Origin of the sequence: Anaerorhabdus sp. (assembly GCF_036657415.1) — a bacterium.
Taxonomy (GTDB): Bacteria; Bacillota_I; Bacilli_A; order Erysipelotrichales; family Erysipelotrichaceae; genus Anaerorhabdus.
Window position 1 is genome coordinate 35,269 of the sequence record NZ_JAVXGL010000002.1, and the last position, 26,178, is coordinate 61,446.

Annotated in this window: 19 protein-coding genes; 16 read left to right on the forward strand and 3 right to left on the reverse strand. The window is 33.2% G+C overall.

What is annotated here, in order from left to right; translation table 11 throughout:
- Positions 1–9 precede the first annotated feature (9 nt).
- Together RSB60_RS00590 and RSB60_RS00595 are read right to left on the reverse strand one after the other, a co-directional pair.
- Positions 10–3,156 (reverse strand): UvrD-helicase domain-containing protein, encoded by a 3,147-nt coding sequence (locus RSB60_RS00590; RefSeq protein ID WP_332613866.1) that lies wholly within the window; start codon positions 3,154–3,156, stop codon positions 10–12.
- Entirely contained in the window at positions 3,140–5,764 is a 2,625-nt protein-coding gene (locus RSB60_RS00595; protein ID WP_332613868.1) for a PD-(D/E)XK nuclease family protein, read from the reverse strand. The genes RSB60_RS00590 and RSB60_RS00595 overlap by 17 nt, the downstream gene beginning before the upstream one ends.
- A 108-nt stretch (positions 5,765–5,872) precedes the next feature.
- On the opposite strand from RSB60_RS00595, the gene RSB60_RS00600 reads away from it, so the two are divergent.
- On the forward strand, positions 5,873–6,715 hold the full coding sequence (locus RSB60_RS00600) for a hypothetical protein (RefSeq protein WP_323380967.1): 843 nt from the start codon (positions 5,873–5,875) through the stop codon (positions 6,713–6,715).
- Between the two features lie 316 nt (positions 6,716–7,031).
- Positions 7,032–8,843 (forward strand): glutamine--fructose-6-phosphate transaminase (isomerizing), encoded by a 1,812-nt coding sequence (gene glmS, locus RSB60_RS00605; RefSeq protein WP_332613870.1) that lies wholly within the window; start codon positions 7,032–7,034, stop codon positions 8,841–8,843.
- Here the strand turns inward: glmS and RSB60_RS00610 are convergent, their stop codons facing one another.
- A complete protein-coding gene (locus RSB60_RS00610; RefSeq protein WP_332613872.1) occupies positions 8,844–9,452 on the reverse strand; it encodes a YigZ family protein in 609 nt (202 codons plus the stop codon).
- 252 nt (positions 9,453–9,704) lie between these two features.
- Here RSB60_RS00610 and uvrA point away from each other — a divergent pair, with 252 nt between their 5' ends.
- The 14 genes from uvrA (at position 9,705) to proC (ending at position 26,154) form a co-directional block, all read left to right on the forward strand.
- Positions 9,705–12,530 carry an excinuclease ABC subunit UvrA gene (gene uvrA / locus RSB60_RS00615; protein WP_332613874.1) on the forward strand — a complete coding sequence of 942 codons (2,826 nt, stop codon included), beginning with the start codon at positions 9,705–9,707 and terminating at the stop codon, positions 12,528–12,530.
- Between the two features lie 3 nt (positions 12,531–12,533).
- A complete protein-coding gene (hprK, locus tag RSB60_RS00620) occupies positions 12,534–13,493 on the forward strand; it encodes an HPr(Ser) kinase/phosphatase (RefSeq protein ID WP_332613876.1) in 960 nt (319 codons plus the stop codon).
- Positions 13,494–13,495: 2 nt separating this feature from the next.
- Positions 13,496–14,962 carry a prolipoprotein diacylglyceryl transferase gene (gene lgt / locus RSB60_RS00625; protein WP_332613878.1) on the forward strand — a complete coding sequence of 489 codons (1,467 nt, stop codon included), beginning with the start codon at positions 13,496–13,498 and terminating at the stop codon, positions 14,960–14,962.
- Positions 14,941–15,858 (forward strand): thioredoxin-disulfide reductase, encoded by a 918-nt coding sequence (gene trxB, locus RSB60_RS00630; RefSeq protein WP_332613880.1) that lies wholly within the window; start codon positions 14,941–14,943, stop codon positions 15,856–15,858. Before lgt ends, trxB begins: the two co-directional genes overlap by 22 nt.
- A gap of 72 nt (positions 15,859–15,930) precedes the next feature.
- The gene (locus tag RSB60_RS00635) at positions 15,931–16,383 is read left to right on the forward strand and encodes a GNAT family N-acetyltransferase (RefSeq protein WP_332613882.1); all 453 of its coding nucleotides are present in this window, start codon (positions 15,931–15,933) and stop codon (positions 16,381–16,383) included.
- 166 nt (positions 16,384–16,549) lie between these two features.
- Positions 16,550–18,775 carry an InlB B-repeat-containing protein gene (locus RSB60_RS00640; protein ID WP_332613884.1) on the forward strand — a complete coding sequence of 742 codons (2,226 nt, stop codon included), beginning with the start codon at positions 16,550–16,552 and terminating at the stop codon, positions 18,773–18,775.
- A gap of 155 nt (positions 18,776–18,930) precedes the next feature.
- On the forward strand, positions 18,931–19,335 hold the full coding sequence (locus tag RSB60_RS00645) for a cupin domain-containing protein (protein ID WP_332613886.1): 405 nt from the start codon (positions 18,931–18,933) through the stop codon (positions 19,333–19,335).
- 55 nt (positions 19,336–19,390) lie between these two features.
- Entirely contained in the window at positions 19,391–20,557 is a 1,167-nt protein-coding gene (locus RSB60_RS00650; RefSeq protein WP_332613888.1) for an iron-containing alcohol dehydrogenase, read from the forward strand.
- Positions 20,558–20,709: 152 nt separating this feature from the next.
- Positions 20,710–21,141 carry a DUF1307 domain-containing protein gene (locus tag RSB60_RS00655; RefSeq protein WP_332613890.1) on the forward strand — a complete coding sequence of 144 codons (432 nt, stop codon included), beginning with the start codon at positions 20,710–20,712 and terminating at the stop codon, positions 21,139–21,141.
- Between the two features lie 141 nt (positions 21,142–21,282).
- On the forward strand, positions 21,283–21,663 hold the full coding sequence (locus tag RSB60_RS00660; protein ID WP_332613892.1) for a DUF6483 family protein: 381 nt from the start codon (positions 21,283–21,285) through the stop codon (positions 21,661–21,663).
- 14 nt (positions 21,664–21,677) lie between these two features.
- Positions 21,678–22,022, forward strand: coding sequence for a hypothetical protein (locus tag RSB60_RS00665; RefSeq protein WP_332613894.1), 345 nt, complete (start codon positions 21,678–21,680; stop codon positions 22,020–22,022).
- 91 nt (positions 22,023–22,113) lie between these two features.
- Complete coding sequence (gene mutS, locus RSB60_RS00670) at positions 22,114–24,630, forward strand: DNA mismatch repair protein MutS (RefSeq protein WP_332613896.1); 2,517 nt, start codon at positions 22,114–22,116, stop codon at positions 24,628–24,630.
- Positions 24,631–24,995: 365 nt separating this feature from the next.
- Positions 24,996–25,238 (forward strand): hypothetical protein, encoded by a 243-nt coding sequence (locus tag RSB60_RS00675; RefSeq protein ID WP_332613898.1) that lies wholly within the window; start codon positions 24,996–24,998, stop codon positions 25,236–25,238.
- A gap of 106 nt (positions 25,239–25,344) precedes the next feature.
- On the forward strand, positions 25,345–26,154 hold the full coding sequence (gene proC, locus RSB60_RS00680) for a pyrroline-5-carboxylate reductase (protein WP_332613900.1): 810 nt from the start codon (positions 25,345–25,347) through the stop codon (positions 26,152–26,154).
- Positions 26,155–26,178 lie beyond the last annotated feature (24 nt).

A 26,178-nucleotide genomic window follows, 5' to 3' on the forward strand; every position in this document is an offset into this window, starting at 1 on the left:
GATTTTTCTTTATTTAATATGAATAAATGTTTCTAAGTCGAAACTGCAGATATATGCTTCAATAACTCTTTGTGGGAATAAAATAGATAAAGCTATTTTATAAGTGTTGATTTGTTGACTATATCGTTGCAATAAAATTTCTTGTGTTACATTTCTATCGGTCTTAAAGTCAATTAAGATGATAGCTTGATCATCTACTGCAATGAAATCGACAGATCCTTGTATCAATTTATTATCATTACGTACGGCAAATGGAAACTCTTTATGAATATCCATAGACAAACATTGTTTGTAAATTTTTGATTCACTAAAACGTATTAATTTTTCTCTATCCTCTAAACTCAATTCACTATCATTGAAATCAGCGTTGGTCCATACACGATTAGGTAGAATTTCAATCCATTTATGAACAAGATTACCACGACTTGATGAAGAAATAGCATCGAAAGTAAGTTGTGGGACAAAATAATTTTCAGTTGAACTTGGAGACAGTGATTCAATAGAAGCATCAGTTAATTGATACTTAGGTAATTCAATTTGAGTAGTCTCGTGGCGATAATTCTTTGGTTGAACTTTTAATTCATTAACCGTATAAATAGTGAAATTATCATTATTGCCAAGAGAATTTAAAATTGTGTATGTCATACCTTTGCGTTTATTCAAGTGCTGAAGTGTTAACTTTGTTGGGTTAATCTCTTTGTCAATATTATCGACAATGATTAATTTGCTTTCGGCACGCGTTAAGGCAACATAAAGAACACGAATACCTTCTTCTAAGTCATCAAGATTAATTTTATATTCTAAAGCAATTCGTTGAAAAGTTGGTCGGCGGAAACGATAAGGTAATTTTAATGAATGAAAAGCAACTCCAAGTTCGCTGTCCACAAGAAGTGCATTCGCCTTGTCTTTAAGTTTATTTTCAGATGTACTCCAATAAAATACAACTTTATATTGAAGTCCTTTAGAATGATGGATAGTAACAGAACGAACAACATCTTCTTCTGGTCCTAAAGCAACAGCTTCATTTGATTTTTCTTGAATGTTTAAATCAATTTGTTGAATGAATTGACGTAAACTGATAGAAGTTTTTTCGAATTGCGTTGCTTTCTCGAAAAGTAAATCAAAGTTTGTACGTTGTTGTTGATCCAATCCTTGGTCAACAAAGTTATTAATTGTAGCGATTTTATTTAATAGCGAACATAAGCCGTGAGATTTTAGAATCTCTCTACACGCATAAATATCATTTACAAGAGGGTGATTAAATTTCAAACATCCTTCCCAAAGAGAAGATGAACTTAGCTTTAGGTTTGCACATTCATCATCGCTTGTAAAGTAAAGTGGTGATGTTAAAACGGATAACAAAGATATCTCATCAATATCTTCTACAAGTCTAAGCATACTTAACACAATGGCACAACAGTAGGATTGATAGAATCCTTCTTTTGCATCAATACTATAAGGAATATTATATTCGTCAAAAACCTGCTTAATTAAATTTTTATCACCATGGGTGCGAGTTATGATTACGAAATCACTCCATTTATTATAGGAAGTAGAATTTTTCATTTCAACAATTTTTTGTGCGATGAAATGAGCTTTAATTTGTTTGTTTTCCAATGAGTCATGATCTTCTTTTATGGATGCAGTATTAATTTTATAAAACTCTACAGGATTACTTGTTTCCATTTGTGATGGAGTACCAGGCTGTACAAAATCACGTTCAAGATAAACATCACGACATCCTTCAACGTTCATACAATTACGGAACAAATCATTTGTGAATTGTACGATGGATTGATTAGAACGATAGTTATAGGCAAGTGTAATATTTTCAACGCTTTCATCATTCATAAGGGTACGCATGATTTCGGGTTTTGCTTTTCTAAATTTATAGATAGATTGTTTAACATCACCAACACGGAAAACATTGTTCCCATTAGAAACCATAGTTAACAATTCATTTTGAATTTCATTTGTATCTTGGAATTCATCGATTAGTATCTCTTTGAATAGTAATTGATATATTTTTGCTATTCTTTGATTATCAGCTTTCAATACTTGATAAGCTAATTGTTCCATATCATCAAAATCGATTCCGCGTAATTCCAATTTGTTTTGTTTGAAAGCTATGCTTACTTTTCTTGCGAAAGTGAGACATGTCTCAACGAGTGAACTCATTTCATTGGAATCATTTTTCATTGTTTCAAAATCAACATATTTACTAATGCAATTTTCACGATGGGTTTTAAGGTTCTTGCATAGAGTATCTTTGAAATATTCATCTTTTGTTATTGTTTTGATATCCTTTGACAAGGCACTTCTAAATGAACGGATGAAGCCATCAATATCTTTGTTATCAATGTATTGATAAACATCACGAGTAAAGTCTAATTTTAAATTGATAGACTGAATAACTTTTTCATTTTCTGGTGCATGCAATAAACAATACTTTAAACACTCTTCAATTCCTTGAAGTTGAATATCTACATCAAGACGACATGCTGCAAAGAATAGTTGTGCAAGTGCAGGAGTAATATCTGCGGGTGTTTTAATATGTTGATAATTCATTTGAGCATTTTTGTACCAAGCATCTTCATCCAAAGAAGCAGCGGCAGTTTTCATAATAGTTAGAATTGCGTCTTTGAAATCTTCAAAGTCTTCTGAACGAGGAGAAAAATAGTGAGCACATTGTAATGTTTCATCAAATTGTGTTGTAAGCATTTCTTGAAGTACAGATTCAAATGCATTTTGTTTTGCAAGTTCTACTTGCCCATCTTCAAGAATAGTATTAGCGATGGCAGGGTCAAGACCTAAAGCATCGGCATGTTTTTTTATTAAGTCTAAACAAAAAGAATGGATTGTTGATATGCGCGCATTTTGAAGGAGAACAAGTTGTTTTTGAATATATTCTTTATCAGCGTTAGGTGAAGTATATTCTTCATTTAATCGCTTTGATAAACGCTTCTTCATTTCATTTGCGGCAGCATCAGTAAAAGTAACCGCAAGAATCTCGTCCATACCAATACGGTCAACGAGGCAGCGTTTTGTTAGTCGTTCAACAAGGACAGCCGTTTTACCAGCGCCTGCAGAAGCAGATACAAGAATATTTCGTCCTGTTGTATTAATCGCTAAGCTTTGTTCAGGATTCCATTTCATCAGTATCACTTCCTTTCTTCAAAGAACAATCAGCATAAACAAGTGCTTTCTCTTTTCTTTGTTCTCCTTTGAATCGACATATTGTTTGATATTTACAATAGGTACAAGCTCCTTCAACAGGATCAACAGGAATAAGACCTTGTTGAAGTTTATCTACAAGAAGTTGGTAGAGTTCTTTAAGTACTTGATCAATTAAGTTGAAATCATAAATTGTAAAGGATAATCCTTTCGATGAAGTACGAATACCAACACAATGGCGACCATCATAGTCAAGTAATTCACTTTCATTAAAAGTCCATCCAGATAAACGATGATTTTTCATAAAGTTTTGATGATAATCTTCCTCTGTAAATTCCACAAGATTACCACGTGTTACTTTTGCAGCAGCAATATCAATATTGTCATTTTTTAATGAATAATAATAAGCACCACAAGGTTCTCTATCAAATTCTTTTGTCGCAAGAATTAAATAGGTGAGTAATTGAAGTTTAAGCCCAGCCTTGAAGGAAGTTTCAGTAATTGATTTTGAACTGCTCTTGTAGTCAATAATACGTAATAAATTGGATGCGAAATCTATTCTATCGATGTATCCATTAATTTTGATATGTTCAAAATAAGTAGAAGTAAATTTGTATTCAAAATGAGATGGAACAAAGGATGTATTTAATTCCATATCTGCAAGAAATTCAAAAGATATTTGTAGATTATCAATCATTTTAGTGATGATACAGTTAATTTTTAATACTTCTTTAGGAAGCAATGTTTTAAGTAATGAAATTTGACCTTGAGCGATTGCCAACATTTCTTCTCTTGTGATTTTGGCGTAATCTTTACCATAAGTTCGACAAGCATGTTCAAGAATTGCATGTTGAATACTTCCAATGGTATTTGCGGCTAACTCTGTACGTGATTGTTCATTAACACGTAATCCATAGTTAACGAAATAGGCATATGGGCATTCAAAATATTTTTCAAAGGAAGAAATACTACCATGCAATAAATCATCTTTGAAGAAAAGAGACTGTGCAATTTCAGGACTTAACGTATGCTTTTCAATAAATCGATAATTATTGGAGTTACAGTTTAGTTCACCTATTGAAGAGAATTTTGATTCAATTTCAAAAGCACTTTCTGATTTTTTCCCTTGGTAATCAAGTACAGAATAAGTGTAATATAATTCATCAGTAGCACTGTGCTCAATCCATTTAAGTTGATTCATATAAGCGTCAAAGCGATCTTGCATAGAAGGGAAAGGCGTTTTAGCACGATAAGATTCATCAAAAATTCCACTATAAGAAGAAAAAGCAGGGAAGTTTCTTTGGCTTGCACCAACAACATAGCTACGTTTTCTTGAAGGTAAAGGATGAGTGCAATCGGTAATACCAACACGACCTAATACACTTGATTCTTCATTAACCATTGTTTGATTCAAACAATCAACAAGATAAAGTAAGTCGTCCATTGTTTCAAGATAAGTAGATAATTCTTCAATGGTATTTTTAACTGTGTAAACTTCTTTGAAATATTCGGTATTCTTGAAATGTTCTACACATTGATTGAAAACAATATGTAAGATTTCTTTTGGATTATTTTGAGTAAGGATTAAGTTGATAATATCAGCATTTTTTTGAATAAATAGATTGAATTCCTTTTCCTCCTCAAGTAATAGAGATAACTCATTTCTATTTAATAACTCCTGATTTAATTCATTTGAGATTGTATGATGTTCATAAGTACAATCCTCAAGTTTAAAAATGAATTGATTTATATAATTTAAACATGGATTATTAATCGATGTAGAGAAACAATTTTGTTCAAATGCATGGATAAGTGAAGCAACATCTTTTTTAATAAAACAATTTAAGTAAGCTGTTGCGGCAACAGCTACGCGAGATAGATGACTTTTATGGGCAAATCCATGAGGTATTTTATAGCGGTCAAAAATTTGTTTTATTACATCATAATAAGAAGAGTCAGCACAAATAATTAAAATATCTTGTGCACTTATCTGATCACGAATGATTTCCTGTGCAATACTTTCTATTTCTATGCGAGGGTTTAAAGCATGACGATAACTTTCACTTTTAGGAGTTACATCAAATAAATTGATAGATTCTATACCCTGTTCAACGAATTTTTTATGTAAAGAATAATCAAAATAATCTGTTAAAAATGGATGTGTTGTGACAATATTTGTTAAATCAAAGTCTTTTTCAATTAAATCTGCTAAATTTTTTTCGGATAGGTTTTCTTTAAGACATAGTTGTAATAACGACTTTAACTCTTTATCACTACTGGTTTCACTAGGTAGATCAGCGATAGAAATTTTATATAAAGCCATCTCTTTCGCAAAAGAAATAAGCTGTCTAGAAAAGTTATAAAAGCTAAACATTTTTCCATAAATAGGATAGTTTTCGCCTTTATTTATAAGCTTTTTGTAATAACTGTAGATTAATACATGTGTGGGTATTTCGGTTGGAAGTGACGCAGTTAACCAACTTCGAAAAGGAGTCCATTTGAACTCGGTTAATACAGATTCTTCATAATTATCAAGTAGTTTAAGAATGATTGCATCTTTACTTGATGAATTTACCCAGGTTGTTTTCAAATTTATCACCGCCTTAATTTTATCACAACCAAAACTTTTATTGTCACATTTGTGATAAATAGGCTATAATAAATGCGTATAAACATATAGTTGACAGGAGGATAAGCTGTGATTTATGAAATACTAACAGCCTTCGTCGACACTCGAAAAAATGGAAATGATTGCGTCTTCAATGGGTACCTAGAAGACTATTTACATTATCTAGAAAGTCACGAAGAAAATCTCCCAGCTTTTTTCCAACAAATCTTAGAGCTTCACCCGAATGCACGAATTTGTGCAGGACTAAACTTAGGTATAAATAAAGATGTAGTATCAAATCAAATTATTGGATATAAGGATGCATTTAAACTGGAGGGGAAACCACTCATTTGTCCATATTTGCTTTATCTTCAACAAAATGATGATGAAAGATTGTTTATACTTACAGGGCAAGGTAAATCAAGTTACCTATATGCTAAGTCACTGTATTTTTGTTTTACTGAACCAACTGGATTGTTTGAAGCATTTAAAAACAACATCGTGACTATGGATACTAGAAATGGCGATCGTGTTGTACTAGCAGCACGTGAAGCTTTTGAAAAACGTGCGGGAATTATTCAAAAAGAAATTGACCACGAAGTATATCCAAATTATGAAGAGTTGAAAGATGCGGCAATGGAAGAAGCTAATGCGATTAAAGAAACAGCTTTTGATAGAATTCGTCCATTGGAAGATAAAACAGAAGAAATTAAGCGAACAGTAGCACGCTGGTTCTTATTAAAGAAACTAGTATATGTGCAATACATGGTTAATAAAGCAATTCTGCAAACACGCTACGAAGGTGATGTAAAGAAACAAAGAGCTCAAGCAAGAGAATATAGTAAAGCAATACCATTTGTCGCATTTAGCGAATTATGGCGTTGTAGTGGAGAGAACCTTCCTTCAGAAAAAAAGGAAGAAGAATTAGATTAGTTAATACAGCATAAGACATCATTGGTTTATTCGCGATGAATAAATAAAATGGTGTTTTTGTTTGGGTTGCATTAAAAAAGATGAGTTGTTATAATGTGCAAAGGTAGAATTTTATCGAGGAGGATCGATAGATAAGTTCTATTGAGCGCCAGGACACATTGTGTTGACGAGGATAACAGATTATCGAAAGATTCGGCGGGTACTGTTACGGTGAATGTGCACCGAGATAATGACGAACAAAAAGTAGAATTAATACTACAACAAAACGTCGTTAACCACATTAGTGTTTTTTTGCTAATGGAGGAGCGACGTTTTTATGTGTGGAATAATAGGATTTGTAAGCAGTGAAAATACTAAAGCTGCTGTTTTAATTGAGGGTTTAAAAAAACTAGAATATCGTGGATATGATAGTTGTGGTATTGCCTTAGTACATAATCAGGAGATGGCACTTTATAAGACAAAAGGAAAAGTCAAAGTACTAGAAGATAAATTAGATAAATCACTTGAAGGAACGAGTGGATTAGCGCATACAAGATGGGCAACGCATGGTGAACCCAATGATGTAAATGCTCATCCTCATCAAATTGAAAGAGTTACATTAGTACATAATGGTATTATTGAAAATAGTCATGAACTAAGAAAATTTTATGAAATGCAAGGGGTGACTTTTAAAACAGAAACGGACACAGAAGTTGCGTGTGCGGTACTTAATGACTGCATGAATAAAACAAACAATAAAATAGAAGCTATTCAAAAAGCATGTACGATTTTAAAAGGAAGTTATGCTTTTGGCATATTTTTTGATGATGAGTTAGATAAGATTTATGCAATAAGAAAAGACAGTCCATTATTACTTGGTGAAGGAAAAAATATTGTTTTTCTTGCGAGTGATTGTAGTGCATTCCTCGAAACTACAAACCGTGTTTTAGAATTGAATGAGAATGAAATAGCAATTCTTGATGTCACTGGAATTACGATTATTGATGAAGAAGGAAACGAAGTTAAAAGGAAATCAAAAGAGGCAACACTATCGCTTGAAGAGATTCAGAAGGATGGATATGATACATTCTTGATGAAAGAAATACATGAAGAACCAATGGTAATCAAAAAGACATTTCATCATTATATGAAAAAGTCATTAAACGATTTGAATGAGACTATGCCAAGTCTTAAAAAGTATAAACGCTTCGTATTTGTAGGATGTGGTTCAGCATATCATGCAGGAATGATTGCGAAAACATTAATGGAACAGAAAGCAAGAGTCATCTCTTCGACAGAACTGGCAAGTGAATTCCGCTATAGTAATCCAATTTTAGATGATGATACTGCAGTAGTATTTATTTCGCAATCAGGTGAAACAGCTGATACACTTGCGGCACTTCGAATGTGTAATGAGAAAGGTATTGATACCTTTGCGATTGTGAATGTTTTAGGATCAAGTCTTGCGAAAGAGGCAAAAGTATTTTTACCAACACTTGCAGGAAAAGAAATATCTGTAGCAACAACGAAAGCATATTGTAGTCAAGTTGCGGTATTGAGTTTATTGTGTCTTAAAAAAGCGATGGAAGAAAATAAATTGTCTAGTGAAGAAAAATTGGCAATTGAGAATGAGATAGAACGATTACCACTTTTAATGAAAAAATATATTGATCAAACAAGTGTCGAAAAAATTGCTGATACAATTCAACACCATAATCATGTATTTTTCTTAGGGCGAGGGTTGGATTATGCATTATCATTAGAAGGTTCATTAAAGCTAAAAGAAATATCATATATTCATTCAGAAGCATATGCAGCAGGGGAATTAAAACATGGAACAATTTCTTTAATAGAAAAAGATACACCAGTGATTACATGTATTACAAATCCTGATCTAGTACTAAAAAGCATTTCTAACACAAAAGAAGTAGAAACACGTGGTGCAAAAGTGTTCCTACTAATTCGTGAAGATTTATATTCAAATTTAATGGATGCTAGTGCCGTAATTTTTCTGCCTAAAGTGCATGATGTACTACAGGGAATTGTATCAATTCTCCCTTATCAACTTCTAGCTTACACTGTTGCAAAGAAACTTGGCTGTGATATTGATCAACCAAAAAATCTTGCGAAATCAGTTACGGTGGAATAATTAATCACAATTTCTTTCAATGAGGCTTTGTTCAATACACAAGGGATGAAGTTGCCCATTGGAGTATTCAATTAATTTATCATGATAGTTTAAATCTTTTGTTAAGAATGTATAAGTAACATCTACATCATATGTCTTATCAAGGATGTCACAATTATCTTTCATGAAGAAGTCTAGTTTATTGACCCAATCATAACTAAACGTACAAGTGTATCGATTCATAAGGACTGTTTCTACTTTAGGAGCAAGATGTATGGCCTCGGATACACTTTTTGAATAGGCACGAATCAAACCACCTGCACCAAGTTTAATGCCACCAAAATAACGAACAACACAAGCACAACAATTTGTAAGACCACTCTTACAAAGAGCATCTAACATAGGAGAACCAGCAGTGCCGGTGGGTTCACCATCATCATTTGAACGCATGATTTCATTTCTTTCGCCAAGGACAAAAGCAGTACAACAATGAGTTGCATCTCGGTGTTCTTTGCGAATCTTTTGGATAAATTCACGTGCTTCTATTTCTGTGAAAGCACGTCCTAAATAACAGATAAATTCAGATTTTTCAATGATGATTGTATGTGAGAATTCTTCTTTTAAACGCATACGAGCTCCTTTCATTTTCAAATATTATAACATTCTTCACCAAAAGAGGTAAAATTGGTGTAAAATAACTTGAAATTAATTCAAGCGCATGTAAAAATATGATAGTGTACAGAGACATAAAAATGAAGGAAAGAGCCTATTTAAAGGCTAAAGTAGACATTTATGTATGTCAACTTATGGAAAAGTAGCTGGTCCTTTCAATTGTGAAATGATGTCTGAAATAGTATAATAGAACAGGAATTGGGTGAAATTATGGAACAAAATAAAATTGTAATAAAAGGTGCAAAAGAAAATAACTTAAAAAATATAGACTTAGAGATACCGCGTAATCAGCTTGTCATTATGACAGGATTATCAGGATCAGGAAAAACGTCATTAGCATTTGACACGATTTATGCCGAAGGACAACGCCGCTATGTTGAATCTTTAAGTGCGTATGCGCGTCAATTTTTAGGTGGTGTGGAAAAACCAGATGTAGAGTTAATTGAAGGATTATCACCTTCGATTTCAATTGACCAAAAGACCACAAGTAATAATCCGCGTTCAACAGTTGGAACAGTAACAGAGATTTATGATTACTTACGTTTATTGTATGCACGTGTAGGGATACCCTATTGTCCAACACACAATGAACCAATTACATCTCAAACAATTCAACAAATGGTTGAAAGAGTGATGCAACTACCAGATAAAACACGTTTAGAAATTTTAGCTCCAGTTGTCAAAGAACAAAAGGGAACACAAAAAGATCTTTTTGCGAAACTGCAAAAAGACGGTTATGTGCGTGTACGCGTAGATGGCGAAGTAAAATTATTAGAAGACGAGATAGTTCTAGAAAAGAATAAAAAACATACAGTTGAAATTGTTGTGGATCGTATTGTAAAAAGTAGTGATTCAAAATCAAGATTACATGATTCGCTTGAAAATGCTTTACGACAATCTGATGGCACGGTAATTGTGAAAACACCAGAAGAAGAACTTTTATTTTCTAGCAATTATGCATGTAAAATATGTGGATTTTCAGTACCACATCTTGAGCCGCGTTTATTCTCATTTAATGCACCATTAGGTGCTTGTCCAACATGTAATGGGCTAGGTGTGACACAAGAAGTAGATGTGGATTACTTAATACCAGATCGTAGTAAATCTATTCGTAAAGGTGGAATTGTATATTATAAAAATATTGTAGATTCGACAAATATTGAATGGCAAACATTTGCGATTTTATGTAAAACATATGGTATTGATTTAGATAAGCCTATTGAAAAATTAACAAAGAAACAAATAGAAATGATTCTTTATGGTTCTGATCAACCAATCGAGTATTCAATTACATCAAGCAGTGGAAATAAATTTTCACGTAATGATTATATTGAAGGCGTGAAGACATTAATTGAAAGAAGATATGTTGAAACAACTTCTTCAATGTCAAAAGAATGGTATCAAACATTCATGATGGAAAGTACTTGTCCAACATGTAAAGGTCGTCGTTTAAATGAGATGGCACTATGCGTTCGTGTCGGTGATAAAAACATTGTGGAATTTACAGAAATGAGTGTTCGAGTAGCTCTTGAATGGGTTAATCAATTAAAACTAAATACAATGCAAGCTAAGATTGCAGATCTTGTCTTAAAAGAAATTCGCAATCGTCTAACTTTTTTATTGGATGTTGGTTTAGAGTATTTAACACTAGATCGTTTGGCAGGAACTCTTTCTGGAGGAGAAGCTCAGCGTATACGTCTTGCGACACAAATTGGTTCAAGACTAACGGGAGTACTCTATGTTTTAGATGAACCATCAATTGGATTACATCAAAGAGATAATGCAAAATTAATTCAAACGCTTAAAAATATGCGTGACTTAGGAAACTCGTTAATTGTTGTTGAACATGATGAAGAGACAATGATGGAAAGTGACTGGATTGTCGACATTGGTCCAGGTGCGGGAGTTCATGGTGGAGAAGTAATTGCTTCTGGAACACCAGCACAAGTTATGAAAAATAAGAAATCAATTACTGGACAATATTTATCAGGAGCCCTCAAAATAGAAGTTCCTGAAAAACGTCGAAAAGGAAATGGAAAATTTATTGAAATTATTAAGGCATCAGAAAATAATTTGAAAAACATTTCTGTCAAGATTCCGCTTGGAACAATGACAGTAGTGACAGGAGTAAGTGGAAGTGGTAAGAGTACCCTTGTTAATGAAATCTTATGCAAAGCTGTACAACATTCACTTGGTCGCGTACGTATAAAACCAGGTAAACATAAAGAGATTAAAGGACTTGATGAAATTGATAAGATTATTGAGATTGGTCAAGATCCAATTGGAAGAACACCACGTTCTAATCCAGTAACATATACAGGTGTATTTGATGATGTACGTGACTTATTCGCTATGACACCAGAGGCTAAACTACGTGGATATGACAAAGGTCGTTTTTCTTTCAATGTTAAAGGTGGACGTTGTGAAGCATGCCAAGGAGATGGTGTAAGAAGGATTTCAATGAACTTTTTACCAGATGTTTATGTACCTTGTGAAGAATGTCATGGTAAACGATATAATGATGAAACACTACAAGTAACATATAAAGATAAAAATATCTTTGATATATTAGATATGACGGTTGAAGACTCAATTCTTTTCTTTAATAATATTCACAAGATTAGAGATAAGATGCAAACACTCCATGATGTTGGGCTAGACTATATTAAATTAGGTCAATCAAGTACAACATTATCAGGAGGAGAAGCTCAACGTGTAAAACTTGCGAGTGAACTTCAAAAGAAAGCAACAGGTAAAACGGTCTTCATTCTTGATGAGCCAACAACCGGATTACATAGTCATGATGTGAGAAAGTTACTGACAGTACTACAAAGAATAGTAGATAATGGAGATACAGTACTTATTATCGAACATAATTTGGATGTGATTAAATGTGCTGACTACTTAATAGATTTAGGTCCTGAAGGAGGCGATGGTGGTGGAACTATTGTCGCAACTGGAACGCCAGAACAAGTCGCAAAAGTAGAAAAGAGTTATACAGGTCAGTATTTAAAACGAGTACTGAAGAAAGGATAAGATATGGAAGAATTAGAAGGAAAAGTAATGATACGAGAACTTGTCGATTATTTTAAATTCGAACAAGTAACTGGAAATGAAGAGTCATTAAATCGTTGGGTTATTGTACCAGACCTTAATCGACCAGGACTAGAACTTGCGGGATTCTTTAAGGAAACGGAAACCAAACGTATTGTTATTATGGGTGATAAAGAGTTAGCATTTATTGAAACACTAGATGAAGAAACCCAAAGACAACGTTTTAGAGGAATCACAGATGCATACACACCAATGATTGTTTTCTCAAGAAATCGTGAAGTTCCAGAAATCCTTATTGAAGTAGCTTCAGAAATGAACTTTCCAATTTTCAAATCTGATTTACCAAGTTATCGATTGATGGTTGACTTAGTTTCATTTTTGGATGAAAGACTAGCACCTTGTGATAACATTCATGGTGTATTGTTGAGTGTATATGGTAAAGGTGTTCTTATTACTGGTGAAAGCGGAATGGGTAAAAGTGAAATTGCACTTGAACTTATACGCCGTGGGCATGTACTAATTGCGGATGACCGTGTAGATATTGCAAAAATTCATAATACACTTGTCGGTAAGAGTCCAGAATTGTTAGAAGGAATGCTTGAAATTCGCGGTATTGGAATTATTGATGTTGCGAAAATGTTTGGAGCAAGTTCACTTCTTACCAAGGATAATGTTGATGTCGTAATCAAGTTAGAAAAATATAATGACTCAAAAGATTATGCACGCGTTGGAATTGAAGAGGATGAGTTTACATCAATTCTTGAAATTGAGGTACCAACGATTGTATTACCAGTCAAAGAAGGACGTTCTATGGCTGTACTTGTAGAGTCGGCAGTTACAAACTTCGCTCTTAAACAAGCGGGATTTAATAGTGCGAAAGAATTTGAAGCAAGAGTTCTTCGCTTTATACAAGCAGAAAATGAAAAGAATAAAGGGGCGAAATAAAAATGAGTTTTTTTCCAGATCCACAGACTTTTCTTCAAATAGGTAATATTGGAGTTAAGTGGTATGCCATCTTAATGATTTCAGGAGTAGCTATTACAGCACTTGTAAGTTATCGAGATATTAAGAAAAACGGCTATAACTTTGAATTAGTTGAAGATTTAACAATTGGATGCTTTCTATGGGGAATCGTAGGAGCACGTATATGGTATTGTTTATTCTTTGATTTAGGATACTTTTTGGAAGATCCAATTCGTATTTTACAAATATACAATGGTGGACTTGCAATCCAAGGAGGATTAATTACAGGAGCTCTTTATGGTTTGTATTACACACGTAAGCGCAAAATTGACTTTATGCGTCTAGCAGATTGTATCGTACCTAATATGTTAATTGCTCAAGCAATTGGACGTTGGGGTAATTTCTTAAATCAAGAAGCACATGGAGTTGCGGTAACAGAAGCTTATTTTAAAAACTTCCCTGATTTTATCAAAAACATGATGTTTATCAATGGAGAATATTATGTACCTACTTTCTTATATGAAAGTGTACTCAACTTATTAGGTTTTGTGGTTTTCTACTTCTTAATCCGTAAGTTAAATCAAAAATATCATTTCTTAAAAAGAGGAGATGGAGTTTACTTCTACTTAGTATGGTATGGATGGTCTCGATTTATTGTCGAAGGTATGCGTACTGATAGCTTAATGCTTGGGCCTATCCGAATGGCACAATTGACATCAGTTGTATTTATTGTCATTGGTATACTGGGATTCGTTGGGATCTTCAGGAAATTTATGAAAGAACCAAAACCAGCTATGTTATTTGACTTAGATGGAACATTACTTGATACTGAACCAGCAATTTTAGAAACTTATCGTTATCTATTTGCGAAATATAGAACAGAAGAAGAATTTGATAAAGAGAAACAATTAGAAGTTTTAGGACCGCCACTTGCGAAAATGTTTCCAATTTACTTTCCTGAACAAAATACAGAAGCATTAATCCAAGAATACCGTGAGTATAATTTCAAAATTCATCCAGAATTTGTGAAACCAATGGAGAATGCAGAAGCACTTTTAAAGAATTTAAAAGAAGAAGGATATAAAATTGGTATAGTATCTACAAAATTCGCAGATGGAGTAAAATTAGGCTTGGATTTATTTAACTTATCACAATATGTCGATGTAATTGTTGGTCATGATGATGTGAAAGAAGGAAAACCAAGTCCAGAAGGAATATTTATAGCTTGTCAAAAGCTAAATGTTGGACATGATTCATGTATTTATGTCGGAGATAGTGCGACCGATATTCAAGCTGCACATAATGCTGGGGTATACTCAATCGGATATATCTTTAATGAAGACAGAATCGCAATGTTAGAAACACAAAAGCCAAATAAAATCATTCGTGATCTTGCGGAAATAGAAACGATACTTAAGGAGGATCATCCATGGACGTACAATATGATGTAATTATTATTGGAGGTGGACCAGCTGGAATGACAGCTGCAATCTATGCCTCTCGCGCTGGGTTAAAAGTTGCGATGCTTGAAAAAGAAGCACCTGGTGGGAAATTGATTAAGACTTTCGAAATTCAAAACTATCCAAGTATTAAAGAAATGAATGGGGCAGACTTGGCCTATCAAATGTTTGAACATTCAACGCACTTTGGTGCAGAATACTTGTATGGTGATGTAAATAAAATTGAAGATGGAGAAATAAAAAAAGTAATTTCTTCTGATGGTAATACATATACAGCACACACAATTATTATTGCGACAGGAACAAAAGAACGTTTATTAAATATACCAAATGAGAAAGAGTTAACAGGTAAAGGCGTATCTTATTGTGCGGTTTGTGATGGAGCATTTTTTAGAAATCAAGTTGTGACAGTCATTGGGGGAGGAAACTCCGCATTAGAAGAATCACTGTACTTATCACAATTTGCATCACAAGTGAATATTGTTATTCGTCGTGATGTGTTTAGAGCGGAGCCAATCATTCAAGCAAAGATTGAAAATGAACCAAAAATCAACGTGATTAAAAAACATCTTCCAGTAGAAATACTTGCGGAAGATGGCAAAGTTGGTGCAATCGTTCTTGAAGATGTAGAAACTAAAGAAATCACAACGATTGAAACAAAAGCAGTATTCCCATATATTGGTGCAGACCCAAATACGGACTTCGCTAAAGATTTGGGAATTACGAATGAACAAGGATATATCTTAGTAGATGATCATATGGAAACAAAAGCAAAAGGTATTTATGCAGCAGGTGATTGTATCGATAAAGTCTTACGTCAAGTTGTAACAGCTTGTGGAGATGGTGCAGTTGCAGCACAAAGTGCATTCCATTATATTAAAGGTTAAACTACTGCAAAGTAGTTTTTCTTTTTATTCAAGTGTTAATCAACATGATAGAATAAAATAGAGGTAAAAAAGATGACTAAAATTGAATTTATCAATGCAAAGGAATTTAGAGAAGAAGCATTGAAGTTACATATTTCTGAAAATCAAAAAGGCACAATTGAAACAGTTGAAGAATGTTTAAATGAAGCAGATGAATTAGAACTATGGAGACCAATACTAATAAGTATCGATAATGTATATGTTGGATTTGCAATGTTTGGACTATGGATTTATGAGGGTGACCATGGAAGGTTATGGCTTGACCGCTTTTTTATTGATGAACATCATCAAAGCAAAGGATTAGCAAAACTGGTTTTACCAATTCTGCTTGAAAAGTTATACAAAGATTATGCGGTAGATGAGATATTTCTAAGTGTATATGAAACAAATGAGTTAGCAATCCATCTTTATGAAAAATTAGGATTCAAATTTAATGGAGAATTAGATATAAATAATGAACGAGTAATGGTTAAAAGTCGAAGTTAACAGATTTAATAACCTTCTCACTGAGAGTTAAATTGATAAAGCAAACTGATATTTATGGACTTTTAAATAAATATTCAGTTTGTTTTCTTTATAACTGTAATATAACTTGAAGATTGTAAACTGAAATTGTAATTCAACTATATCAGTTTTTGGGAGGGGATATATAATGAAAAAATTAACAATAATTTTAAGTGCATTATTAATAGCACTTACAACAGTCAATCCAACTATAATTTTTGCAGAAGATGAACTTAATAATGATGAACAAGAAATCAATCAAGAAGTAATTCTCGAAGAAGAACCTGTTGAAACAGCAACACCTGAACCCATTGAAACAAGTTTGCCAGAAGCTACTAAAGAAACAGAAGTAATTGATAATGAAGTAGTTGCAATGCAAATGATGGGTGTAGAATTTCAAAATATAAATACACCGAATATAACAATTCAAGTAAACATTGATAAAGCAGTTATTACATTGACTGAAAACAATCAATCAGCAGATATTCCTGTTGTTAACGGCGTTGCAACAGCGACATGTATTTCAACATGTGTTGTAGATATTAATGGAAAAGATGCAACATTGAAAACAGCAGAACAAAACAATCAAACTGTTTATACTTTATCTGAACCATATCAAAATAAGATTACGATGAATTTTGACGGAACTGCTAACCAAACTGCATCAGCAATTTTTGGTTATAAATTAACAGTGACAACACATTATTTAACAACAACTGGACCAAACGTTAATATCAATGGTGGTATTATTTGGAATTCAGCAGTAACTGTTCAAAAGATGCAACAATTTGCAGCAGATGCACCAACAACATATACCAAGATTTTATTACCAGGGGAAGCAATAGAAATGTATCCACAACCAGCAGCAAGCGGTAATTTTCCACTTAGACTATTACATTATCAAGGTGTTGTGACAAGTGGAAATGCAGCGAAATATCTGGTTCCACGTAGAGTGAAATCAGGGGCAATGGCATCAGATGATACAAATACTTGGTTTGAGCAAAGTCAAGCTTCAGGAATAACAACGACAAATGTCCGATATTTTGGACTTAGTGCAATGCCGACAGAAAATGTAACTGTTGACTACGCATATAACTATACAAAAAAAGCATTCTTTGTTGGTTTAACTTTTGAGCAAATAGATGGTTCATTCAAAAATGAAGAATTTAAAGGAAGCAATCAAGCATATCCAACATACCATCTTGTTGATTTCGTAGTAGATGGAAAAGAGGAAATTAGTTTTAATCCAAAAGAATCTATATTTGGTGATCAAGTTAAGTTTCCAGCAAATACCGACCAATCGGATTATACACTACAACAAGTCTATGCTATGGCAGATGCTAATTACACTGGATTTATTTATTACAATCAATGGAGTGATGAATATAACACAATGGGAAGTAATAACATGAATACAATTAGTGGATTGAACTTTGCTAAAGACGGTTCGGGAACAATTACAGGAATTTTCACACAACGTTTAGAGACAAGAAATTATTTTTTAACTTACCAATTTATTCTTAATCGTCCATTAAACTATTATGCAAACAATAGTACTACTAATGTGCAATCTGAAATTATGTTTGCGAATCAACAAGTTGCTATTAAAAATAATATGTTTACTTATGATGGACATACGTTTGTAGGATGGAATACTGAAAAAGATGGCAGTGGGACAGCATATGCACCAAATGATAACTTCACTATGAAAAAGGAAAAAGAAGTTAATTTATATGCGCAATGGGAAGTAAATGCGCCTAAACCTACACCTATTACTCCAACGCCAACACCAGTCCCACCAATGAATACAGGTTGTCCAGACGGAACAACATGGGATGAAGGGCGTCAACAATGTTTAGCACCAGCAATTATACCTGTACAACCAAACAATACTCAACCACAACAACCAGAGGACGAAGTTATTATAGATGAACAAACACCTGAACAAGGAAATCAACAAATAGCAACACCAACACCTGCACCAGAAGAAAAAATTGTAGAGAATGTTACTCCAGAAGTAGGCGGACGTAAATCTTGGGCTTTGGTAAATTTAATTGCAACCTTGTTAGGTTTAGTATTCGCAATTTTATTAATGAACTCTAAGCATGAAAAAGAAGAGATAGAAGAACAAGAAAACGAAGAAAAAGAAATGTTTTTTGAAAGAAAAGGAATCTATAAATGGATTTCAGGCATCATCGCAATAGCTTCTATTCTTGTGTTCGTATTCACAGAAAACATGCGTTTACCAATGAAAATGGTAGATCGTTATACAATTCTCATGTTAGTCTTCTTATTAATTAATGCAGTTACATTCTATTTTGGTAGAAAATGGCATGAAAATGAGGAAGAGGAAGAAGTCCAACACGAGCAATAAAAACTAGATTCAACAAATTATAAATTAATATAAAACACACAATTCTAGCAATAATGCGAATGTCTTGTGTGTTTTCTTTATGTGAAAAATAAATAGTTCTTGACTTGGAGTTAACTCCAAGGAGTATTGTAATCATAATAAGAAGGAGGTATAAGATGAATAAAGAGAATTTAAGCGTATTTCCAACAAATGATCCATTACCAGATGAATTTGCCAAGAATTTCATAGGACAAGCATATTTAACAATGCTTACTCAAAAAGGTGTTATTATAGGAAATGTAACATTTGAACCAGGTTGTAGAAACAATTGGCATATCCATCATAAAGGTGGACAAATCCTTCTTGTAACTGGTGGAAAAGGCTATTATCAAGCTTGGGGAAGTGAAGTAATTACACTAGATCCAGGAGATATAGTTGAAATACCAGCTGAAACAAAACATTGGCATGGTGCAACACAAGACAGTTGGTTTTGCCACTTAGCGATAGAAATACCTGCTGAAGATTCGTCGAATGAATGGCTAGAGCCAGTCGACACCAGTGAGTATATGAGGATTGATTAATGAGAGACGTATTATTATGGAACACAAAAAGAAAAACAATAGAGGAGAAAAAGAAATGAATAATTTTGTATACGACATTCCAACAAAGGTTTATTTTGGAGAAAATCAATTAAAGAACTTGGGACCAGAACTTAAAAAGTTTGGAACTAGAGTACTAATGACCTATGGTGGAGGCTCAATTAAAAAAATAGGTCTGTACGATAAAGTAGTTAAAGAAATAAAAGATGCAGGATTAGAATTATTTGAATTATCAGGAATTGAACCAAATCCACGCATTGATTCTGTAAGAGAAGGTGCGCGTATCTGTAAAGAAAAAAATATTGATGTATTACTTGCAGTAGGTGGAGGATCTACAATCGATGCGACAAAGTTCATGGCAGCAGGAGCTTTTGTAGAACATGATCCATGGGAGTTTTTCGTAAGCGATGCACCAATTGAGAAAGCATTGCCAATTGTATCTATCTTAACTTTATCTGCAACAGGTTCTGAAATGGATGCAGGAGGTGTTATTAGTAATCCTGAAACACAAGATAAATATGGACGTCTTGCTCGTCCGTTAATACCTGCAGTATCTTTTCTAGATCCAACGAATACTTATTCAGTAAGTCCATATCAAACGGCATGTGGTGCTGCAGATATCATGTCACATATCTTAGAAGTATATTTTAATATGGATCAAGATTTATATATGCTTGATTGTTTCATGGAAGGGTTAATGAAGACAGTTATAAAATATACACCCATTGCAATTAAAGACCCTACAAACTATGAAGCACGTGCGAACTTAATGTGGACATCGTCATGGGCAATTAATGGATTTGTGAATGGTGGGAAAAACCAAGCTTGGAGTTGCCATCCAATTGAACATGAAGTATCAGCAATTTATGACATAACACACGGTTTAGGACTTGCGATACTTACACCACGTTGGATGGAATATTGTTTAGATAAAACTAATGTAAGCAAATATGTACAATTCGGTGTTAATGTATTTGGTATAGATGCAACACTTTCACCAATGGACATTGCGAAAGAAGCAATTAAACGCTTGAGTGATTTCTTCTTCAATACATTACAATTAACAAGCAACTTCACTGATTTAAATATTGACGAAACTAACTTTGAGATTATGGCTAAAAAATCATGTGAAGATTCTATCCTTGAAGGGTTTAAACCATTGAGTCAAAAAGACATAAAAAAAATATACGAAATGTGTTTGTAGAAAAAAGGAGTAGAGATACTCCTTTCATTATAAATAAGACGATGATAAGTCATAAGAGTGCCAATTATTATTTTTAGGGAATATCTGTTGTAAATGAGAAGTAAATCTGTTGTTTTTGAGGTGCAAAACTACTGCAACGGAAAGAGGAAGAAATGAAAAAAATACTAATTGTAGCTTTATTAGCATTCTCACTTGTGGGATGCACAGGAGGAAGTAAAGAAGTAACTAAGGTTTGTACATTTGAAGTGTCAGGAACTAAAACATCAATGGAATTGATAGCGAAAGATGGTAAGACTGTTAGTGAGATTATACAAACAGCTTCTGCTAATTTAGAAGAACTTGGCGTATCAGAAGAAGCATTCCAAGAAATTGTTAGTCAACTTAAAGGAAAATTCAATGTAGATGGTGTTGTCTATACAGTAGATGTAAAAGATGGAATCGCTACAGAAAAATGGATTATTGATGTTAAGAAAGCAGGAACTCAACAATTAGCTGATATGGGTATGATGCAATCAGGTGCAGACATAATTGATCTTAATGAATCTGTAAAACAATTAACAGCATCTGGATTTACTTGCGAATAAAAAATAGAAATGGATTGTGAAAGACCTATGATTTTTATATCAAGGTCTTTTTATGTACAAATATAACAGAAAAACTACCGATTATACCAATTCACTTGAGTTTGTAGAACATTTATGGTTTTGTAGAAGAAGAGGTGAAGTATGATCCAAGAAGACTACTTTATTAAATTAATCAAAGACTGTATTAAATTTTTTGCGAAACTTATTTTTAATAATTCAATTGAAGAGATTGAAGAGCAATTAAGTGAAAGTGAGATGGATGATTTAAGTAGATATTTGAATTTATTCGATGCTGGGAAAGTTGATGAAGTTAAAATATTAGTAAAAAATTTAGCGAAGAATAATCAATTTGATACTGCAAAAGTAGGGATCTTGTTTTTTCTAAAAATAAATGAGTATAGTAATCAAGAATTATTAGATAAAAATTACTCAAGAAATATGTTGGAAAAAGATATAAGTGATTTTATGAATTCATATGGATATGGTGATATAGTGAATATTTATTTTGGCAATTTGAAATAAAGGGGAGACACTTTATGAGATATATTAAAATATTATTAATTAGTTTTTTACTGGCGGGATGCCAAGTGAAGAGTACACGGGAAATACAATATCCCATTTTTTATGATAATAGTGCAGAACTTTTAGCCTTTGAATTAAGTCAAATAACCGCAACTGTAAGAATTTCATCAAACGAAAAACTACCAGAAATTGGTAAGAATGATATTTTAGTTTATTTTGATACTTCGTCTTGTGCAAAAATGCAGGAATGTGATGTTCAATTACATGTAAGAGTAAAGAATGCAGAATTATTAAAAATGAAAGCACAAATAAAAGTAGAACCATCACAAATAAAGTTAATTAATATAAAACATAAATAGAAGAGGGAGTTCGATATGAACTCTCTTTTAAAATGGCGATGGAAAAATCTGTGAAAAAAGGTATAATATACAGGGAAAGTAGTTGATGTGAATGATAAAATATACGCCAATGATGGAACAATATCTAGAAGTAAAAAAAGGGTATCTTGATGCACTTGTTTTTTATCGTCTAGGGGATTTTTATGAGATGTTTTTTGATGATGCAAAAATAGCATCAAGTGAACTAGATTTAGTTTTAACAGGCAGAAATGCGGGTGTTGAAGAAAAGGTGCCAATGTGTGGGGTTCCCCATCATGCTGCAACTACTTATATTCAACGACTTGTACAAAAGGGATATAAAGTTGCGATTGTTGAACAGTTAGAAGATCCATCAACAGCGCAAGGAATTGTGAAAAGAGATGTAATCAAAGTTGTGACACCAGGAACAGTTATGGATGACTTGACTGATGAGAAGAATAGTATCTATCTTGCAAGCATCATAGATTATCAATATGGCTTTGCGCTTTCTGTTGTAGAAATGTCAACAGGAGAAACATTTATTAAGAATGTAGATCGCAATTGGGTTGTGCTAACACAAACAATTTTGAAAAATAATATTAAGGAAGTTGTAGTTAAATCAAGTTTTGATGAAAAGGGAGTTAAAATATTACGAGAACTTGGCAATGTCGTTATTTCGTATTGTGATGAAACATCAATTGAAGCACAATACATAGAACTTTGCGAAGAAGTCAAAGAAGAAAGAAATCGTGAAGCCTATGGATTGATGCTGCATTATCTTGAAGCTACACAAAAGAAAATGTTAGGTCATCTTCAGTTAGTTGAAATTGAAAGAGAAGATGATGTTTTATATATGGATTTTTCTACCCAACAAAATCTGGAGTTGGTAATACCATTGCGAGCACAAAGTAAAAGTGAAACACTTTGGAGTTTTATGGACCGCTGTCAAAGTGCAATGGGTTCAAGACTACTTAAGAAATGGGTTGAAAAGCCATTAGTTGATAAAAAGAAAATTGAATTGAGATTAGATCGAGTTGAAATCTTGATGAAAGATTTCATTGCTAGAGAAGAGTTAAAAGAAAATTTATCTAAGGTTTATGATGTGCAACGACTTATCGCAAGGGTAGCGATGGGTAGTGCAAATGCAATGGATTGTATACGGCTACAAAAAACATTGAATGCAGTGCCTGCAATTTTTGATGGTTTAAAAGGTGAAGTATTTGATGAACTGAAGAAAGGTGATCGTCTACAAGATTTACACGCTCAGTTAGAACATGCATTTGTGGAGAATCCTCCGCTTTCTACAAAAGAAGGTGGAATGTTCCAAGATGGTTATGATGCAGAACTCGATGAGATTCGTATAATTCAACGACAAGGCAAAGATTGGATTTTACAACTTGAAAATGCAGAAAAAGAAAAGACAGGAATTAGAACACTTAAAATTGGATATAATCGTGTCTTTGGTTATTATATTGAAGTTAGTAAAGGAGCCAATTCACAGATTAAAGATGAGTTTGGGTATATTCGCAAACAAACATTAACAAATTGTGAAAGATATGTAACGCAAGATTTAAAAGAAAAAGAAGATGCGATTCTTCATGCAGAAGAAAGATTGGTGCGAAGAGAACTTCAACTGTTTCAAGAACTATTAGAAAAGATAAAAAGGTATTTACCAAAGCTTCAAAAACTGGCTGCGATTTTATCAGAAATAGATTGTTACTACGCAATGAGTAGCTTATGTAGTGAACAAGGATATATTCGCCCAGTATTTACAGATAAGGATGTAAATATTGTACAAGGTCGTCATCCAATTCTTGATAAAATGATGAAGGAAAAACGTTATGTTGCGAACGACTTAATGATGAATGATGAGAATGAAATTCTTATTATTACAGGACCAAATATGGGTGGTAAAAGTACATATATGCGTCAAGTTGCGTTAAACGTAGTACTTGCGCAAATGGGTTGTTTTGTACCTTGTAAAAAATGTGAAATTCCTTTATTTGATAAAATATTTACACGTATTGGAGCGAGTGATGATATTTTGTCTGGGCAATCAACATTTATGGTGGAAATGTCAGAGGCTAATCATGCACTAACATTTGCAACAGAGAAATCACTGATATTATTTGATGAAATTGGGCGTGGGACATCAACCTATGATGGTATGGCACTTGCCCAAGCAATGATTGAATATATTTCTACATGTATTCATGCAAAGACATTATTTTCAACACACTATCATGAATTAACGGCATTGGAAGATTCGATTTCTTGTGTAAAGAATGTTCATGTAGAAGTACATGAAGAAGATGATCATGTGACATTTATGTATCGTGTTAAAAAAGGTAAAGCAGATCGTTCATACGGTATTAATGTTGCCAAGCTTGCGAAATTACCAGAGTCAGTATTATCACGGGCGAAAGATTTATTAAAAGAATTAGAAAGTCATAAACGCGTAGTACAACAATCGTATCAAATTGTAGAACTAAAAAAAGAAGCAACAAAAGAAACGAAAATTGTTGAAATGTTGGATCAAGTTAACCCTAATGAATTAACTCCAATACAAGCGTTGCAAATGATTATTGATTTGAAAGATAATCTAAAATAACATAATTTCACATAATACTTACAAAATGTAGCGTTACTAAGTTGGTATAGTATAGTCAAGCAAGAGATAATAGTCTTGCTAATGTATTAGCACAACCCCCTATTGTGTTAGTATTTATTCTATCCCCTTATAGAAATATTAAAAAAAGAGAAGTCCGAAAGGACTTTTTCTTATTTATAGAATGGCCTCTTAAATAACCTTAAGAATCATGAATTTTAAAAAATGATGTAAAAATATAACAAAAATTTCATATCTTATACCATGTAAGGGTTTTCTTTTTCAACCTTAAAAATTCTTAATGCTCCATTGTATTTTATTGTCATATAATGTGTGAAGTTGATTTATATCAACGGGAGGAAATTAAAATGAAAAACTTAAAAGCATTATTAGCTGCATTGTTAGTATTAACATTAGCAGGATGTAGTTCTACACCAAAAACACCAGAAGCAACAGCTACACCATCAGCATCAGCTGAAGCAACAGTAACACCTGAAGCTAGTGCAGATGCAGAAGTAACACCAGAAGCTAGTGCAGACGCTGAAGTTACACCATCAGCTAGCGCTGATGCAGAAGTAACACCAGAAGCTTCACCAGCAGCTAAGAACTAAGAAATGCAAAAGTCCTTCGGGACTTTTTCTTTTTTCTTAAATGTCGAAACAAGTAATCTAAACTTGAAGTTATTCATGATATACTTAAAATAGTTGAGGTGTATTTATGAATAAAAAAATAAGTTTTATTGGTTGTGGAAACATGGCAGAAGCTATAGTTAGTGGTATTGTTAAAAGTGGTATGAATCCATTAGATATCATTGCATCAAGAAGAGATGCAATGAAACTTAATGAGCTACATAATAAATATGGTATTACTGTTACACCATCAAATAAGTCAGCGTGTGAAAGTGCTGATATTGTGTTTCTTTGTGTAAAACCAATAATGATGAAAAAAGTTTGTGAAGAGATAAAAGATAATTTTCTTCCGCATGCAACGATTGTTTCGATTGCGGCAGGAGTTACAATCAAACAGCTTCAAGAATGGTTGGGCAAAGATAAAAAAATAATTCGTGCCATGCCAAATACACCAGCAATGGTACAAGAAGGTATGACTTCTTTGAGTTTGAGCAGTGTGATGAAGGAAGAGCCACAAAAAGAAGATGTAAATAATATCAAAGCATTATTTGAATATTGTGGAAAATGTGAAATCGTAGAAGAATATTTAATTGATGCGGTCATTGGAGTAAGTGGTTCTGCCCCTGCATATATTTATATGATGATTGAAGCAATGGCTGATGGTGCAGTAAAAGAGGGCATGCCACGTCAAATGGCATACACCTTCGCAGCTCAAGCAGTGCTGGGGTCAGCTAAAATGGTATTAGAGTCAGGGAAGCATCCTGGTGAATTAAAAGACATGGTTGCATCACCAGCTGGAACAACGATTGATGCTATAGCGGCATTAGAGGAAAATGGTTTTAGAAATGCAGTTATTCAAGCTGTTGTAACAGCAGCAGAGAAAAACAAAAAGATGTAATTATACAAACATAGTGAAAAACAA